The organism is Lactobacillus sp. ESL0681, assembly GCF_029392835.1.
In the GTDB taxonomy this organism is placed as follows: Bacteria; Bacillota; Bacilli; order Lactobacillales; family Lactobacillaceae; genus Lactobacillus.
Genome location: NZ_CP113943.1, coordinates 64,147 through 79,853 on the forward strand (window position 1 = coordinate 64,147; position 15,707 = coordinate 79,853).

Annotated in this window: 15 protein-coding genes; 13 read left to right on the forward strand and 2 right to left on the reverse strand. The window is 37.4% G+C overall.

All coding sequences use genetic code 11. The annotated features are described in order from the left end of the window. Positions 1-59 precede the first annotated feature (59 nt). Genes OZX59_RS00405 through OZX59_RS00415 form a run of 3 tightly spaced genes read left to right on the forward strand, consistent with a single transcriptional unit; the run spans position 60 to position 2,384 of the window. Entirely contained in the window at positions 60-692 is a 633-nt protein-coding gene (locus OZX59_RS00405; RefSeq protein ID WP_277126176.1) for a GTP pyrophosphokinase family protein, read from the forward strand. Next, entirely contained in the window at positions 689-1,495 is an 807-nt protein-coding gene (locus tag OZX59_RS00410; RefSeq protein WP_277126177.1) for an NAD kinase, read from the forward strand. Before OZX59_RS00405 ends, OZX59_RS00410 begins: the two co-directional genes overlap by 4 nt. Then, positions 1,479-2,384, forward strand: coding sequence for an RluA family pseudouridine synthase (locus OZX59_RS00415; protein ID WP_277127022.1), 906 nt, complete (start codon positions 1,479-1,481; stop codon positions 2,382-2,384). Before OZX59_RS00410 ends, OZX59_RS00415 begins: the two co-directional genes overlap by 17 nt. A 22-nt stretch (positions 2,385-2,406) precedes the next feature. On the opposite strand, the gene OZX59_RS00420 is transcribed toward OZX59_RS00415, so the two are convergent. Then, positions 2,407-2,949, reverse strand: coding sequence for a TetR/AcrR family transcriptional regulator (locus OZX59_RS00420; protein ID WP_277126178.1), 543 nt, complete (start codon positions 2,947-2,949; stop codon positions 2,407-2,409). 164 nt (positions 2,950-3,113) lie between these two features. Between OZX59_RS00420 and OZX59_RS00425 the strand changes: the two genes are divergently transcribed. Next, complete coding sequence (locus tag OZX59_RS00425) at positions 3,114-3,911, forward strand: hypothetical protein (RefSeq protein ID WP_277126179.1); 798 nt, start codon at positions 3,114-3,116, stop codon at positions 3,909-3,911. A 73-nt stretch (positions 3,912-3,984) separates the two neighbouring features. Here OZX59_RS00425 and OZX59_RS00430 read toward each other — a convergent pair whose 3' ends face one another. After that, a complete protein-coding gene (locus OZX59_RS00430) occupies positions 3,985-5,013 on the reverse strand; it encodes a lactonase family protein (RefSeq protein WP_277126180.1) in 1,029 nt (342 codons plus the stop codon). A gap of 149 nt (positions 5,014-5,162) precedes the next feature. Between OZX59_RS00430 and OZX59_RS00435 the strand changes: the two genes are divergently transcribed. The 9 genes from OZX59_RS00435 (at position 5,163) to pgsA (ending at position 15,682) form a co-directional block, all read left to right on the forward strand. Continuing rightward, complete coding sequence (locus OZX59_RS00435) at positions 5,163-7,916, forward strand: cation-transporting P-type ATPase (RefSeq protein ID WP_277126181.1); 2,754 nt, start codon at positions 5,163-5,165, stop codon at positions 7,914-7,916. A 74-nt stretch (positions 7,917-7,990) separates the two neighbouring features. Continuing rightward, entirely contained in the window at positions 7,991-8,371 is a 381-nt protein-coding gene (locus OZX59_RS00440) for a PTS glucitol/sorbitol transporter subunit IIA (protein WP_277126182.1), read from the forward strand. A 13-nt stretch (positions 8,372-8,384) separates the two neighbouring features. Continuing rightward, entirely contained in the window at positions 8,385-9,596 is a 1,212-nt protein-coding gene (locus OZX59_RS00445; RefSeq protein WP_277126183.1) for an AI-2E family transporter, read from the forward strand. A 52-nt stretch (positions 9,597-9,648) separates the two neighbouring features. Next, on the forward strand, positions 9,649-10,206 hold the full coding sequence (locus tag OZX59_RS00450) for a tRNA (cytidine(34)-2'-O)-methyltransferase (RefSeq protein ID WP_277126184.1): 558 nt from the start codon (positions 9,649-9,651) through the stop codon (positions 10,204-10,206). Positions 10,207-10,208: 2 nt separating this feature from the next. Then, a complete protein-coding gene (locus tag OZX59_RS00455) occupies positions 10,209-10,601 on the forward strand; it encodes a DUF1149 family protein (protein ID WP_277126185.1) in 393 nt (130 codons plus the stop codon). 20 nt (positions 10,602-10,621) lie between these two features. Beyond that, a complete protein-coding gene (locus OZX59_RS00460; protein WP_277126186.1) occupies positions 10,622-13,063 on the forward strand; it encodes a DNA translocase FtsK in 2,442 nt (813 codons plus the stop codon). 171 nt (positions 13,064-13,234) lie between these two features. Then, positions 13,235-13,963: an SDR family oxidoreductase gene (locus tag OZX59_RS00465; protein ID WP_277126187.1), complete on the forward strand. Its 729-nt coding sequence runs from the start codon at positions 13,235-13,237 to the stop codon at positions 13,961-13,963. A gap of 48 nt (positions 13,964-14,011) precedes the next feature. Next, complete coding sequence (locus OZX59_RS00470) at positions 14,012-15,097, forward strand: helix-turn-helix domain-containing protein (protein ID WP_277126188.1); 1,086 nt, start codon at positions 14,012-14,014, stop codon at positions 15,095-15,097. 24 nt (positions 15,098-15,121) lie between these two features. Continuing rightward, positions 15,122-15,682 carry a CDP-diacylglycerol--glycerol-3-phosphate 3-phosphatidyltransferase gene (gene pgsA / locus OZX59_RS00475; RefSeq protein WP_277126189.1) on the forward strand — a complete coding sequence of 187 codons (561 nt, stop codon included), beginning with the start codon at positions 15,122-15,124 and terminating at the stop codon, positions 15,680-15,682. Positions 15,683-15,707: the final 25 nt, after the last annotated feature.

Sequence of the window (15,707 nt, forward strand, 5' to 3'; positions counted from 1 at the left end):
TCTGTTTATCTCTATTATATGGTAAAATAAGAATATTGCTTGAGAAAGGAATTATTTCTATGAAGATGGATTGGGACAACTTTTTGTGGCCATATGGCGAAGCGGTTAATGAGTTAAAAGTTAAATTTCGCTGCCTGCGTCAAGGTTTTTTAACTAAAGGTGAACATTCGCCAATTGAATTTGTAGTTGGCAGAGTCAAAAGTGTCGATTCAATTAAAGAAAAGATGCAGCGACGTGTGATTAGTCCGGAAGTAATTGAAACTGATATGCAAGATATTGCTGGGATTCGCATTGTTTGCCAATTTGTCGATGATATCTATAAAGTGGTTGACTTGATTCATGCACGTGATGATATGGATGTTATGGAAGAGCGCGATTATGTGCAAAATGCTAAACCATCTGGATATCGATCATATCACATGGTAATTTCTTATGTGGTTTATCAGCCTGAAGGTGCTAAAAAAATTTTGGCTGAAATTCAAATTAGAACTCTAGCAATGAATTTTTGGGCCACTGTTGAGCATACATTGAATTATAAATATCAGGGAGTATATCCCGATGATATTTCACAACGCTTAAAGTCGACTGCAGAGACGGCATATAAACTTGATGAAGAAATGTCGCTTATAAAAGATGAAGTCCAAGAAGCACAGAAGGTTTTTACAAAAAATAAGGGCAAGGAAAAATCATGAAAGTAACGATTGCGCATAATACTAATCAAGAAACTTTGCGTGTCGTAACTCGTCTAAAGGACTTGCTGGAACAGAAGAAAGAAATCGTATTTGACGCTAAATATCCTGATGTAGTAATTACAGTGGGTGGAGATGGCACCCTGATTAACGCCTTTCATCGTTATGAAAAGCAAATTAGCTCTATTCGTTTTATTGGTATCCATACGGGACATCTGGGTTTTTATACTGATTGGCACAGCTCTGATATTGATAAAATGGTTGAAGCCTTACTCTTACATAAAGCTGAGTCTGCGAAGTATCCATTACTTGAAGTGGAATTGGTTACGGAAGCAAATGAGAAAAAGCGCTTTTTGGCATTAAATGAATCAGCTGTTAAGCGGGTATCGCATACTTTAGAGGCTGATGTTTATATTAATGACCAGTTGTTTGAGAACTTTCGCGGCGATGGCTTATGTATTTCAACACCAACTGGCTCGACTGGCTATAATAAGTCACTTGGTGGCGCAGTGATTCACCCGCAGCTGCGGGCACTGCAAATGGCAGAGATTGCTTCAATTAATAATCGGGTTTTCAGAACTTTGTCATCACCAATTGTGATTGCTCCTGAGCAATGGATAACGATTGTGCCAAATGCAACTCATTTTGTGATGACGGTTGATGGCAGCAGAATTGATGTACACAATGCTAAAAAAATTATCTATCGAATTTCGCATAAGGAAATCCGTTTTGATCGTTTCGGTCACACCCATTTTTGGTCACGAGTGCAGAGTGCCTTTATTGGAGATAATCATGACGCTGTTTAAGTTAGTTGTACAACAAAAGATGCCCCCAAAATTAGGGGCGTTTTTACTTAAGCACGGCTTTTCCAAGCAGGCAATTAATAATGCTAAACATAACCAAGGATTAATTTTGGTTAACCATAAGCGCCGCTATACCAGTTATCAGTTGCATTTGGATGATGAGATTATTTTTGTTCCAGGGCGAGAAAAGCGTAATGTATGGCTACATCCTTCAAACTTACCGTTAGCAATAGTTAAAGAAACTACTAATTATTTGGTAATAAATAAGCCGGCTGGCGTATTATCGATTCCTTCTAGGTTTGAGGATGATAGTGCAGTGGTTAATCGAGTGTTAGGTTATTTTGCGCGAAAAAATCAGCCGGATCTCAAGCCACACGTTGTAACTCGTCTTGACAAAGATACATCAGGACTTGTATTAGTTGGCAAAAATCCGATTGCACACTCGCGTTTTAGTAAAATTTCTAAGACTGATTTTGTTAAAAAATATCATGCAATTGTACACGGTAATTTTGCGTCTGACGAAGCAGTAGGCCTGATTGATGCACCAATTGGACGATCAAGTGAGGCTATAGAGCGTAGTGTTACTACAAGTGGTAAAAAAGCTCAAACGCAATACCAGGTACTTGAACAAGTTGATGGTGCAAGTCTAGTAGAACTGCGTTTATTAACTGGTCGGACACATCAAATTAGAGTTCATATGCAGTTTTTGGGTCATCCTTTATTTGGTGACCAACTTTATGGGATAGCTGATGGATTTCAGAGACAAGCATTGAATTGCTACTACTTAGCTTTTCCTGATCCATTCATGCAACAGCAAAAAATAGAGCTAAAAATTAATGATCCACTTGATATGACTAATTTATGGGGAAAGATAAAAAATAGTGCTAGTTAAAGGAAACTAGCACTATTTTTTATTAAGTATCATCAATCGATAGCAATTTTACTAAGTTAGCTGCAAGCTCATTTACAGATTCAGGGGTATCATTTTTTAACCATTGAATAGTGATGTTAAAAATAGACCCTGAAATAATTAGTACTCGGTATTTGTCTAAATTGTGGTAACTAGCTAGGACTTTTTCGGCATATTCGTTAAATAAGTCTAATAATAAGTTGCTAAAACCATTATCATATAATAATAAAAAATTAGTTTTATTTTTCTTGGCTAAAGTAAAGGCATTTACCAAAACCCAGTTAAAATTTTTTGGTAGCAAAATATTTGCAAAGTTTGGAGATGCTTCGGTAAATTGTATCAATTCCTGGTGGAGATTTTCAACATACCCTTTAACTATGTCTTCTTTATAATAGAAATTACGATAATAGGTAACGCGTGCAACATTGGCTTCGTTAACAATTTCGGTAACCTTAATATCTGAAAAATGCTTTTTTCTTAATAATCGGAAAAAGGCATCAACAATTGCTTTTTTTGCTGCATAATTACGTTTAGTTCCTTGATACATATAACTCCTCTATAAGTAATTAAATACTAATCAGCTTAATGTAACACTTCTTGCAAATTTGTACCAATAAATATAAGAGGCTTTTTTTGCAATTGGTGTTACAAAATGTTTCAATAAATTTTAGTTAAATACTATTTTTAACGACAAAATTAGGAGGCAAAACGATGAAGTTAGATATTAAGGTTTACATGAATGGGCATGAAATTTTTTATGATCAAGTTGAATCAATTGAATATGAAAGAAATAAACATGTTCTTCATGAAATGAAGGCTTTAGGTGCTTCGGTAAAAAATAATGGTCAAGATTTATCCGACTCGGAAATTGATGCATTATCCCAAACTGATGCTAGACGAGTTAATGTTGCTACTCGGAGTCAATACTCAGCTAGTGAATTAGAAAATCTTTACCATGATAAAATTGCTTTGAGTGATCAAATGTGGAAGGATATCAACAAAGACTTTAAGATGGGCGATCCGATGAAAGCGGGTGTGACGGAATTTGAGGTTCATGGTGTTGATCCACAAGTCTTAGCTCAAGGTTTAAGCCCAGATGCCGCAGCAAATGGAAATGCCGAGACTGAATATGAAACTAATCCAGAGCACTTTATTATGACAGGTCACGGTGATGATGGCTTGCATGTTATGGAAACTTTCGGCATGTACGGTGAACCAACTGATATGTTTGTTAATGTAGTTAAGGAAGGTGACTTGAATATCAATTTACCAATTAGACGTGAACCTGACTACCCAATTCTTTCAGTTGGTAATCCAGTTTTGGCATCTGATGGTAGCGAGATTAATAATATTCCATTCCATCAATTTAAGCCTTTACCTGATGGTATTAAAATTAAGGGAGCAATTTTTGTACCTAAAGCCGCGCCAGACGAAATCGTTAGCGGTCATCAGTGGCATCTAGCAATTGAATCTTGGGAGCAAATGCGCTTATTAGAAAAAAACAGCTAATCCTTTAAGCAAGAAAATCAAAAACGACTGATGAATTTTGTTCATCAGTCGTTTTTGATTGGATTAACAGCAATTACTCATTTTCAAATACCACACAGGTTCCTTCCGGCACTTGAATATCTTTTTGAAGTGGCGTTAATGAACCGTTATCAGCATCACGCTCATATAAGGTAGCATTATTGGTATTTTGGTTAGCAACCACGACGTATTTTTCAGCCTGATCCCAATTGAAATCACGTGGAAATTCGCCAAAGGTGGAGATGCGTTGACTAATTTCTAGAGTATGGTCGTCTTTAACTTTAAAGACGGTAATTGAATTATGTCCACGATTAGAAACGTAAATGAATTTTCCATCACTGCTCATTCTAATAGCGGCTGCTCCGTTATGTGCAGTGTAATTTGCTGGTATTGTCGAATAAGTTGCCAAGTTATCAAATTGCCAAGTTTCTTCATTAAATTTGACTAAATTAATCTTGCTTGATAATTCACCTACGACATAAAAATAGTTCCCATCTGGACTAAAGACTAGGTGCCGACTGCCAAAACCCGCCTCATTTTGATATTCAGCGACGTGTTGGAGCTTTTGATTTTTAAATTGGTAAAAATCGACCCGATCATTGCCTAAATCACAACTAACTAAGTTGCCTTGTGGTGTTTGATCGAAGAAGTGAGGATGTGCACCATCTATTTGTTCAGGTCTTGGTCCTAAATTGTCTGCCTTGTGTGTTACTGAATCAAGTAAGGTTAATTTTCCAGCAGTAGTATAGGAATATACGGCTAATTCTGCTGTATGATAATTAGCTGTATAGAGCAACTTGTGCGGTCGATTAATGCCAATATAGGCTGGAGAAGAACCAGTACTCAATGCGGAGTCGGTTTCTTGATAATGTTGCTCAGTTAATTTAAATGCACTGATACCGCCCTTGTCACCAGCATTATTAATAGTAAAGAGCAGTTGCTCATCTTTAACAAAATAGGTTGGCCCACCAATTTTAATTATTTCTTGAGCTTGTCCCACTTTGATTGGTTGCCCCTCAGTAACAGGTAATTCATAGATACCAGTAGCCTTATTTTTAGTGTAGCCACCAATTAATAGTTTCATATTCATGCCTCCATCTGAACATTGTAATATACTTAATTTAATAAGTATAACACGACAAGCAAGGATAAAGAATTTCGTGTTTTTCTTGGGAAATGTTATTTTGTGACCTTGATATTACTTCAGGGCGGAAAGTCTAAGAGGCGACTCTAATGGATCAAAATACAATTCGTAAACTTTATGCTGAAGATGAGCTTACGGCAGTTTATGCTAATTTGCATTCGACTGATAGTGGATTAAGCGATAATGAAGCTGAGCAGCGTTTGCAAAAGTATGGTATTAATGAAATTAAAAAGCCCGAACAGCAAGCACAATGGAAGGCTTTTTTAAAGAACTTCCTGAGTACCATGGCAATTTTATTATGGATCTCGGGTGCGATTGCAATTATTAGTGGCACTGTTGGTCTTGGAATTGCAATTTGGCTAGTGAATATCATTAATGGTTTATTTAGTTTTTGGCAAGAGCGGGCTGCTAAGAAAGCAACAGCTGCACTTAACAACTTACTGCCAACTTATGTCGATGTTATTCGAGCTGGTAAACGGCTGCAAATTGATGCTAAGCAATTGGTTCCTGGGGATGTTTTTATTTTGCAGGCTGGTGATTCGATTCCTGCAGATGCACGGCTAATCAGTACCAATTCGCTGCAAGTTGATCAAAGTGCCTTGACTGGTGAATCTGTTCCAACTGCTAAATCAACTAAATATGCGCCAGGGGAAGGTAGTTATGCAGAAACTAATTTGGTATACTCTGGAACTACCGTTAGTGCTGGGAGTGCTAAAGCGATTGCATTTAACACAGGAATGAATACTGAATTTGGTAAAATTGCTCAATTGACCCAAAAGCAGTCACAAGTAACTAGTCCTTTAACTGAAGAACTTAACCGATTAACTAAGCAATTATCGATTATTGCTGTTTCAATTGGTGTGTTGTTTTTGCTAGCTGCAATTTTCATCGTTAAATATCCATTTGCCAAAGCCTTTATCTTTGCTCTTGGAATGATTGTGGCCTTTATCCCAGAAGGGCTATTGCCGACAGTTACCTTGAGTTTGGCGCAAGGCGTCCGTAGAATGGCTAAAAAGCATGCTTTGGTCAAAGAGTTAAATTCTGTTGAAACTTTGGGCGAAACTACGGTTATTTGTTCCGATAAGACTGGCACTCTGACTCAAAACCAAATGACCGTCCACTATCTATGGACACCTGAAAATGAATATACTGTAACTGGTAATGGTTATGTAAATAATGGTCACGTTGAACTTAAAGGGCAAAAATTAACTTATTCAGCTAATCCGGATTTAGCAAGGGCTGTGCAAATTGCCGCGTTAGACAATGATACTAATGTTCAGCCTAGTAAAACAAAGAATGGTAAACCTAAAATTCTTGGTACGCCAACTGAAGCAGCTTTGGTAATTATGGCGCAAAAAGCAGGATTTGACTTACAAACAGAGCAGGCAAAGTATCCGCGTTTAAGAGAATTACCCTTTGACTCTGAGCGTAAACGGATGTCAACGATTCATCATTTAACTGAGACAGAGAATATTGTTTTTACTAAGGGATCTTTTAGTGACACGATTAAACAGTGTGACCGAATTCAAGCTGGAGGCAAGGTTCGACCGCTATCTGAAGACGACCGCAAGCAGATTGCTAAAGTCAATGCTAATTATGCTGCCCAAGGCTTGCGTAGCATGGCACTTGCCTACCGCGTAATTACAGCAAATAATGATGTCAATCAGCTAACAATTGCTGATGCAGAACAACAATTGGTCTTTGTCGGCTTAACTACAATGAGTGATCCACCACGACCAGAAATTTATGCTGCAATTCGTCGCTGTCATGAGGCTAAAATAAAAATCATCATGGTTACTGGTGATTCAGAATTAACTGCTAAATCAGTGGCCGTCCATATCGGGTTAACTTCAGATAAAGCACGTGTAATTACTGGTAGTGAACTAAGTTCGATGAGCGATACTGATTTACGGGCAGCGCTGCGGGGCGAAGTTATTTTTGCTAGAGTAGCTCCTGAACAAAAATATCGGGTAGTCAAAACGCTGCAAGCAAATGGTGAGATTGTAGCTTCAACAGGCGACGGTGTTAATGATGCGCCAGCTTTAAAGCAGGCGGATATTGGGATTGCAATGGGTTTAACTGGAACAGATGTTGCTAAAGATGCAGCTAATATTATTTTGACTGATGATAATTTTGCCTCGATCGTGGCTGCTATTGAAGAGGGGCGTGCCGTTTATAGTAATATTCGTAAGTTTTTGACCTATATTTTGACCTCGAATGTGCCTGAGGCTTTTCCATCAATTTTATTCCTGTTTTCAGGTGGTCTAATTCCATTACCAATGACGGTTATGCAGATTCTAACAGTTGACTTAGGAACTGATATGTTACCTGCTTTAGGTCTTGGAAGTGAATCAGTGGATCCTGATATTATGCAGCAAGCACCACGTAAACGTAGTGAACATTTGTTAAATCGGCAAGTAATTAGACGGGCATTTTTCTGGTATGGCTTGATTGCCAGCCTTATTTCAGTTGGTGCATATTTGCTGGTTAATTTGCAAAATGGTTGGCCTAATGTAGCTTTGGCCGCTAACGGTCCGGTATATGCACGTGCAACTACTATGGTTTTAGGAACGATTATTTTTACCCAAATTGCTAATGTTTTAAATTGTCGTACTAATAAAATTTCAATTTTTCAAAAGGGCTTATTCAGCAACCGTAATATCTGGTATGGAATTATTTTTGAAATTATTTTGTTTTTAATTTTAACAATAACTCCAGGATTGCAACAAATATTCAATACTAACCAATTATTACCAACCGATTGGTTATTTCTAGCTTGTCTACCAATCCCACTTGTATTAATTGATGAAGCTCGAAAATGGTTGTTCTACCATAAAAAATAAAAAAATAAAACCGCTTAGATATTAGTTAAGCGGTTTTTGGTATGCTAGAATTAAGTTCTAAGGAGAATAGTAAAATGAAGTGGATTTCAACAATTAAGCAAATTGGTCAGCAAGCCTTTGTAGCTGATCAGCAAATGGTAATTTTATTTGGTGAAAATGTGAGTCCAGAATTGGTAGATGTGTCTGTGATACAAAAGTTTGATCACGATAGTCCCGCAAATAATTTTGTTTTGAAAAAAGGTGACACCGTTACTATTGATGGTCAAACATATTTGGCTGATTATGTTGGACCAATGGTCGAAAGCAATATGCGTGCTTTGGGACATTCTACTCTGTTTATTGGTCAAAAGATTCCTAAGAATCCGCTTGCCAATGCTATTTATCTGAGTCTAACAGCAAAACAAACTCAGCCGCAATTTGAAATTGGCGCTGAAATTATTTATGAACATATTTGATTAGGATATTTTAATGAATTACGAACGAAAAGATAAGCAAACTACTGTATTTCAAAAATGGTTTTTAAATAATCGCTTTAGTGTAGTGTTGGTTAATTTGTTACTGTTTTTTCTAGTTATTTGGCTATTTAACAAAGTTTCTTTTGTGTTAAATCCAGCCAAATTGTTTATGAGTGCAGTGTTGCCGCCATTAATACTGGCAGTAATTCAGTACTATATTATGAATCCGCTGGTTGATTTACTTGAACGCAAGTTTAAGGTTCCTAGAGTAATAACCATTGTTGGCTTACTTGTAATAGTAGCGGTTTTGTTAATTTGGGCAATCAATACGCTGTTGCCAATTGTGCAAAGTCAAATTAATTCATTGATTAAGAATTGGCCACATATTTGGGAGGATGCGGTAAGTGCAGTACAAAATGCGTTGCAGGATCCACAGCTCCATAGTGTTAAAAATAGTCTCAATAGCGCACTTAGTCAGGCACAAAACCTATTATTTAAATCCGGGAAAACTGCCTTTAATACAGCAATTACCAATATTTCGTCGGCAATTAGCGTGGTTACAATGATCTTTATGACTTTGTTTACAGCACCCTTTATTTTATTTTTTATGTTGAAAGATGGTCATCAATTGCGGCCATATTTGACGGGGTTTGCTCCTAAGCGTTGGCAAGCTAGTTTTAGTCAGTTGCTATATGATATTAATACCGCTCTAGCCTCATATATTCGAGGACAAATTACGGTTGCCCTGTGGGTTGGCATAATGTTTGGAATTGGGTACACTGTTATTGGTGAGCCCTATGCAGTTGCTTTGGCAGTTTTAAGTGGCGTTTTGAATTTAATTCCATACTTTGGCACTTTTATTTCTATTATTCCTGCATTAGTGATTGCCATGATGGTTTCTTTTCCAATGCTAATCAAGGTTTTAATTGTATTTGCGATTGAACAAACTATCGAATCGCGAATAATTAGTCCCTTGGTTATGGGTAATAAGATGGAAATGCATCCGGTAACTACGATTTTACTGTTAATCGGTGCTAGTTCAGTTTGGGGACTTTGGGGAGTGATCTTTGGGATTCCAATTTATGCAGTCTTAAAGATCATTACTATGCGTGTGTATAATTATTACCGTAAGGTTTCACAAGTCTTTGCTGAGGATCAGTCTGACAAAGATCAGGCCAAGACAGCCAACCAAGTTAAAGATACAAAAGATATAGTAAAGGATTAACAAAGGGATGTGGGCTAAGAGAACCCTCATCTTTTTAATTAAGGAGAAAATAATGACTAATCATGTAGTATTATATGAGCCACTGATGCCGGCTAATACTGGTAACATTGCCCGAACATGCGCGGGGACTAACACTGTGCTAGACTTAATTGAACCATTAGGATTTCAAATTGATAATAAAAAAATGAAACGTGCGGGTTTGGATTATTGGGATAAGGTTGAAGTCCATCGTCATGATGATTTAGCTGCTTTTTTGGCAACTTTAACAGCTAATGATGAACTGTATTTGATTTCTAAATTTTCAACCAAGAATTATGCCGAAGTTGATTATACTGATAAAAATAAGAACTATTATTTTATCTTTGGTAAAGAAACAACTGGATTGCCCGAAACTTTTATGCGGGAATATTATGATCGCAATCTTAGAATCCCGATGTCGGATAATATTCGGTGTTACAACTTGTCAAATTCAGTTGCAATGGTACTGTTGGAAGCATTACGTCAACAGGGTTTTCCTAATTTAGAAACTAGTCATCATTATGAAAATGATAAATTAAAAGATAATTATAATCGCCCGCAGCGATATGAACGGAATTTAGGAGATAATTAAGCATGGACTTTTCAAAAGAAACGCCAGTTATGGTGAAAAACTTTCATTACGATATTAACGCTGAGCCAGAGACTAAGGATCAAGTTGAGTTTGGCTTAAAAAAAGTTGAAAAACAAAATGAAGATGGTACTAGAGATGAAGGGCAAGACGGCAATTACTTTGAAATTAACGTCGTGTTTGATGTCGCACCCATGCCAGGAGACTTTTCAGTTAGTGGGATGATTAGTCAAATTGTTCAGATTAAGGATTATTTTGGTGATGGTAGCGATTTAGATAAGACCGACTATAAATTGCTTAGTCGGCCCTTAGTGGAATATATTGAAACTTTAACTTATGAAGTTACCCGAATTACTTTGGATCAGCCAGTCAATTTGAATTTTCAAGCTAATTTTTAGTAGTTGAATAGGATATAGTTATGCCTAAGAAGAAAAAAAGGAAGACAGCTAAGCCACGTAAAAAGGTGCAAAAGACTGGAATAACCTGGGCAGTGACTGGTCTGGTTCAGATAGTAATTGCACTATTTGCGTTTGCTAAATTTGGCTGGTTAGGTAAACAAATTGCCAATGCTTACCGACTCTTTTGCGGAGATTCCTATTTATTAGCAGCCGGCTTATGCATTTTATTTGGGTTAGTAATGTTGATTTATAATCAGCCATTGCATTTCAAGTTTAAGCGAAGTTGCGGGTTATTTTTGGCATTTTTAGGATTATTGTTGATTCAAAGTAGTATTTATTTTGAACATGAATTAGTCAACAATGCTTTTATGAATGCTTTTTGGCATGAAATGAAAGCTGAGTTCGTGCGAGCAGGAGTAACTTTGCCACTTGGAGGTGGCATAATTGGTGCAATTGGCTACCAATGTTTTTACCCGTTACTTGGCCATATCGGGTTGCGAATTTTAGCAATTTTATTGATTCCCAGTGGAATATTGATGTTTTGTGATGTCAAGTTTAGAACCTTGATCAACGTGATTCAAGCCGCAGGACAATTATTTGTTAGGCAGAATCAACAAGCTGGACTTAAGCTAAAAAACAAGTATGGTAAAATTCGTCAGCAGCATCAACAACAGCAAAAAACACCTGTCGAACCTTTACCAGAAGCGGTTGATCGTTCAACTGAATTTCCTAATGTTGACGACTTTAAAATTGCTAATACTCAAGTTGATAAAGTTGCTTCTAATGCAGATGGTCAAAAAGATGCGGCTACGTCAACGACATCAAATCAATCAGTAAAACAAGACGAGCCACAAATTCAAATTTCAAGTCATAATCATCCTCAAAAGCAGGCAATTAAAAGTAATTCGGAGTCTGACTCGCTTCCAAAATCACATTTAGCCGATCAAGAAGATCAGCAACTTGAACAAAAGTTGGGAGCCATTGACCATGGTGAATTAAAGCAGAATCAGCGGACTGATTCGACATATCAGCGTCCGCCATTATCGTTACTCAATGCCGTTAAAGAAGTTGATCAAAGTACGGATGAGTCCTTAATTAGAAAAAATACTCAAATATTGCAGTCTACTTTTAAAAGTTTTGGCGTTAACGTTATCATTAAAAAGGCAATTTTGGGGCCAACAATTACGCGCTATGAGGTGCAACCAGCTGTTGGGGTCAAAGTAAGTCGCATTGTTAATTTGGCGGATGATTTAGCTTTGGCATTGGCTGCCAAGGATATTCGAATCGAGGCGCCAATTCCTGGTAAACCATTTATCGGTATTGAGGTACCGAATCGAACTAATTCGGTGGTTTCTTTTAAAGATGTAATGCAAAATCAGTCTGAAAAGGCTCATAAAGATCCAATGGAGGTTCCATTAGGTAAAGATGTAACTGGGCAAACAATTTCAGCTAATTTAGCCAAAATGCCGCATTTACTGATTGCTGGTTCCACGGGATCGGGAAAGTCGGTAGCAATTAATACGATTTTAACCAGTGTCTTAATGAAAGCTAAGCCTGATGAAGTAAAATTGGTCTTAATTGATCCCAAGATGGTGGAATTATCAGTTTATGGGGGTGTGCCACATTTGCTAATTCCCGTAGTTACTGATGCCAAATTGGCAGCTAACGCTTTGAATAAGGTAGTCAAAGAAATGGAGCGACGGTACCAACTATTTGCAGCTAGCGGTGCACGAAATATGGCTGAGTACAATCAAAAAGTGCAACTCAATAATCAGGATAAGGAAAAGTCAGTAATGCAACCTTTACCATATATTTTGGTAATAGTTGATGAACTTAGTGACTTAATGATGGTTGGTGGTCATGACGTTGAAGGTGCAATTGTTCGTTTGGGACAAATGGCTCGGGCAGCTGGAATTCATATGATCTTAGCCACTCAACGACCAAGTGTTGATGTTATTACTGGTTTGATTAAGGCTAATGTCCCGTCACGGATTTCCTTTGCTGTTTCGAGTGGAGTTGATTCCAGAACAATTTTAGATCAAACTGGTGCTGAAAAATTGCTGGGACGTGGTGATATGCTTTACATGCCTGTTGGTGCGTCAAAGCCTGAGAGAATTCAAGGCGCCTACGTTTCCTCAAGTGAGGTTGAGCAAGTAATTACCTGGGTTAAGGATCAGCAAAAGCCAGAATATGATCAAAGTCTTATTCCTCAAGCAAGTGATAATGCAGCAGCCAGTACTGATGATGAGCCAGAAGATGAACTTTATGCGCAGTCCGTTGAATTAGTTAGACACCAGCAAACGGCGAGTGTTTCATTATTGCAGCGTCGTTTTCGAATTGGTTATAATCGCGCAGCCCGAATTGTTGATGAAATGGAAGCCAAAGGAATAGTGGGTCCGTCTGAAGGTTCTAAACCTAGACAAGTTTTGCTGCCGGCTTCTGACGACGAGGCAGCTGATTAAAATTTTAAGAAAGTTTAGCATGTTATGTTTTTGTACTTTTTTTATTGTAAAAAATGTTAAAATAAATTTGAACATTGTGCTCGGGAAAAACTGGAAATACGCTGGTGAGTATTATACAATTTGAGGTATTGTATTGCTTATTTATGTGAACAAATAAAAAGGAAGTTTTAAATGCAGCGAGCAATTGTATTCGGTGGTACTGGCGGAATTGGACAAGCAATTTGTCGGGACTTGGCAGCTGCTGGTTGGTCATTATATGTTCATTGTAATGACCAGTGGCAGTTGGCGTGTGAATTATGTGAAAACTTGACACAGCATTACTCTTCGCAAGATTTTATTCCGATTAAGTTTGACTTTTTAACTAATAATGAAAACTTGTCGGCTTTTGTAAAGCAGTTATTGCCAGTCAATGCACTTGTTTTTGCACAGGGAATAACTGATTATCAATTTGTTGGCAAGCAAAAGCTAGCAACTATTGATAAGTTAATGCAACTTAATTTACAACTGCCTATCAAGTTGACAGCTTTGTTTGAACCAATTTTGGTTAAACAGGATTATAGTCGAATAGTTTATCTGGGATCAGTATATGGCAAGCAAGGCAGTGCTCTTGAAGCAGTATACAGTGCTACTAAGGCTGGGTTAAGCGGCTTTGCTCAAGCATACGCGCGTGAAGTCGCTTCGGCTCAATTAACCGTTAATGTAATTGCACCGGGAGCAGTAGATACACCAATGAATGCAATGTTTGATCCAGCTACAATGGATGAAGTGCAAGCAGAGATTCCTGCTGGACGTTTAGCTACAGGTGATGATATTGCCTTTTGGGTAACTAATCTACTTGATGAGCGTTCTGATTATCTAACTGGGCAGACAATTTATGTCAGTGGTGGCTGGTTAGTTTAATCAAGATTAACTAAAAAACCAACTTGAAGTATTAATAAAGAGGTAATTATGGCAGATATCGGAGAGAAATTATGCAGCGCCAGAGAAGCAAAAGGACTTTCAATTGCAGATATTGAAAAGGCAACGAAGATTCAAAGTAGATATCTGACGGCAATTGAGCAAGATGAGTTTGATAAATTGCCCGGTGATTTTTATGTTCGGGCCTTTATTAGGCAATACGCTCAAGTTGTAGGCCTAGATGGTAAAGAATTATTAAGCGAATACCATCAAGACATACCTAAAGCGGAACCTGATGAGTACGTTGAAGATTCAATTGATAATAAAAGTGAAGAAGTTCGTAAAACAACTGATAATAAGAAGAAAATTTGGCAGGATTATTTACCACGAATCATTATTGGTTTGGGAGTTGTAGTAGTGATACTAGTTTGTTACGTAGTGTATGCACACTTTTCTTCAAATAAGCAAACTGACACCACTGACAATGATGTAGCGGTATCTTCAACTAATAATGCTAAGCCTAAGAAAAAGAAACGGGCTAAGCGAAATTCAGTTAAGATTAAAGAAATTGCTACTAATCAATTTCAAGTTACTGGTTTAAAGAAGGATCGTAACTTGGTTGTTCGTGCTGGTCAGCAAAGTGTTACTGTGACTATTACGATTGACGGTGCTAATCAAGGTTCGCAAACGTTAGTTGCTGATCAAAAGCGAACACTAGAATTATCACCAAGTGCCAATAATGTAGTAGTTACTTTAAGCAATGCTGCCGATGCGACAATTACAATTGGAGGTAAAAAAGTTCCGTTTACCAAACAAGAAGGTAGTATGTCATTGACGTTCATCTTAGGTAAATCTAGACAGTCTAAACCAAGTCAGTCTAATGATACAAATAATAATTATCAGCATAATAATACAACTGATTCTAACCAACATCAGACTAATCGCAATAATAGGCAACAGAATCAAACTCAAAGCCAAAATCAACCTGCTCACAATAATCAGTCTAATCAACAACAAGGGCAGACTGGTCAACAGAATAATAACCAAACAAATAATACTGAGCATAGCAATCAAAATAGTGGCACGAATGGTACGAATAATTCATCTACTACTAATAATGAGAACGGAAATAACTAGTAATATAGGAGAAGCAAGCGAAAAATGAATTTGCCTAATAAATTAACGGTATTTAGAATAATTTTGATTCCAGTCTTTGTGCTGGTAGTAATGTTTGGTGGAGATGCGAGCGTTCAAGTTGGCAATGCAACGGTTTACTGGAGATTAGTCATTGCCGCGATAATTTTTGCCGTTGCTTCAGCAACTGACTGGTTTGATGGTCATATTGCTCGTTCACGTAATTTGGTTACTAATTTTGGCAAGTTTGCGGATCCGTTAGCTGATAAGATGTTGACGATGACTGCTTTCATTATGCTAGTTGATCTAAAATTGGCTCCGGCATGGGTGGTAGTGATTATAGTTTGTCGTGAACTTGCGGTTACAGGTTTGCGTTTAATACTAGCAGAGAATAAGGGTCAGGTAATGGCAGCGGCTATGCCAGGTAAAATTAAGACTACTTGTCAAATGTTATCAGTTATTTTTCTATTAATCGGTAACTTTTATTATATTGGTACAATTTTGTTATACGTTGCATTAATCTTCACTATTTATTCAGGTTGGGATTATTTCCATAGTTCATGGAGTGTATTTAAAGGTTCAATGTAAGATTACATTTAAAAAGCACTAACTG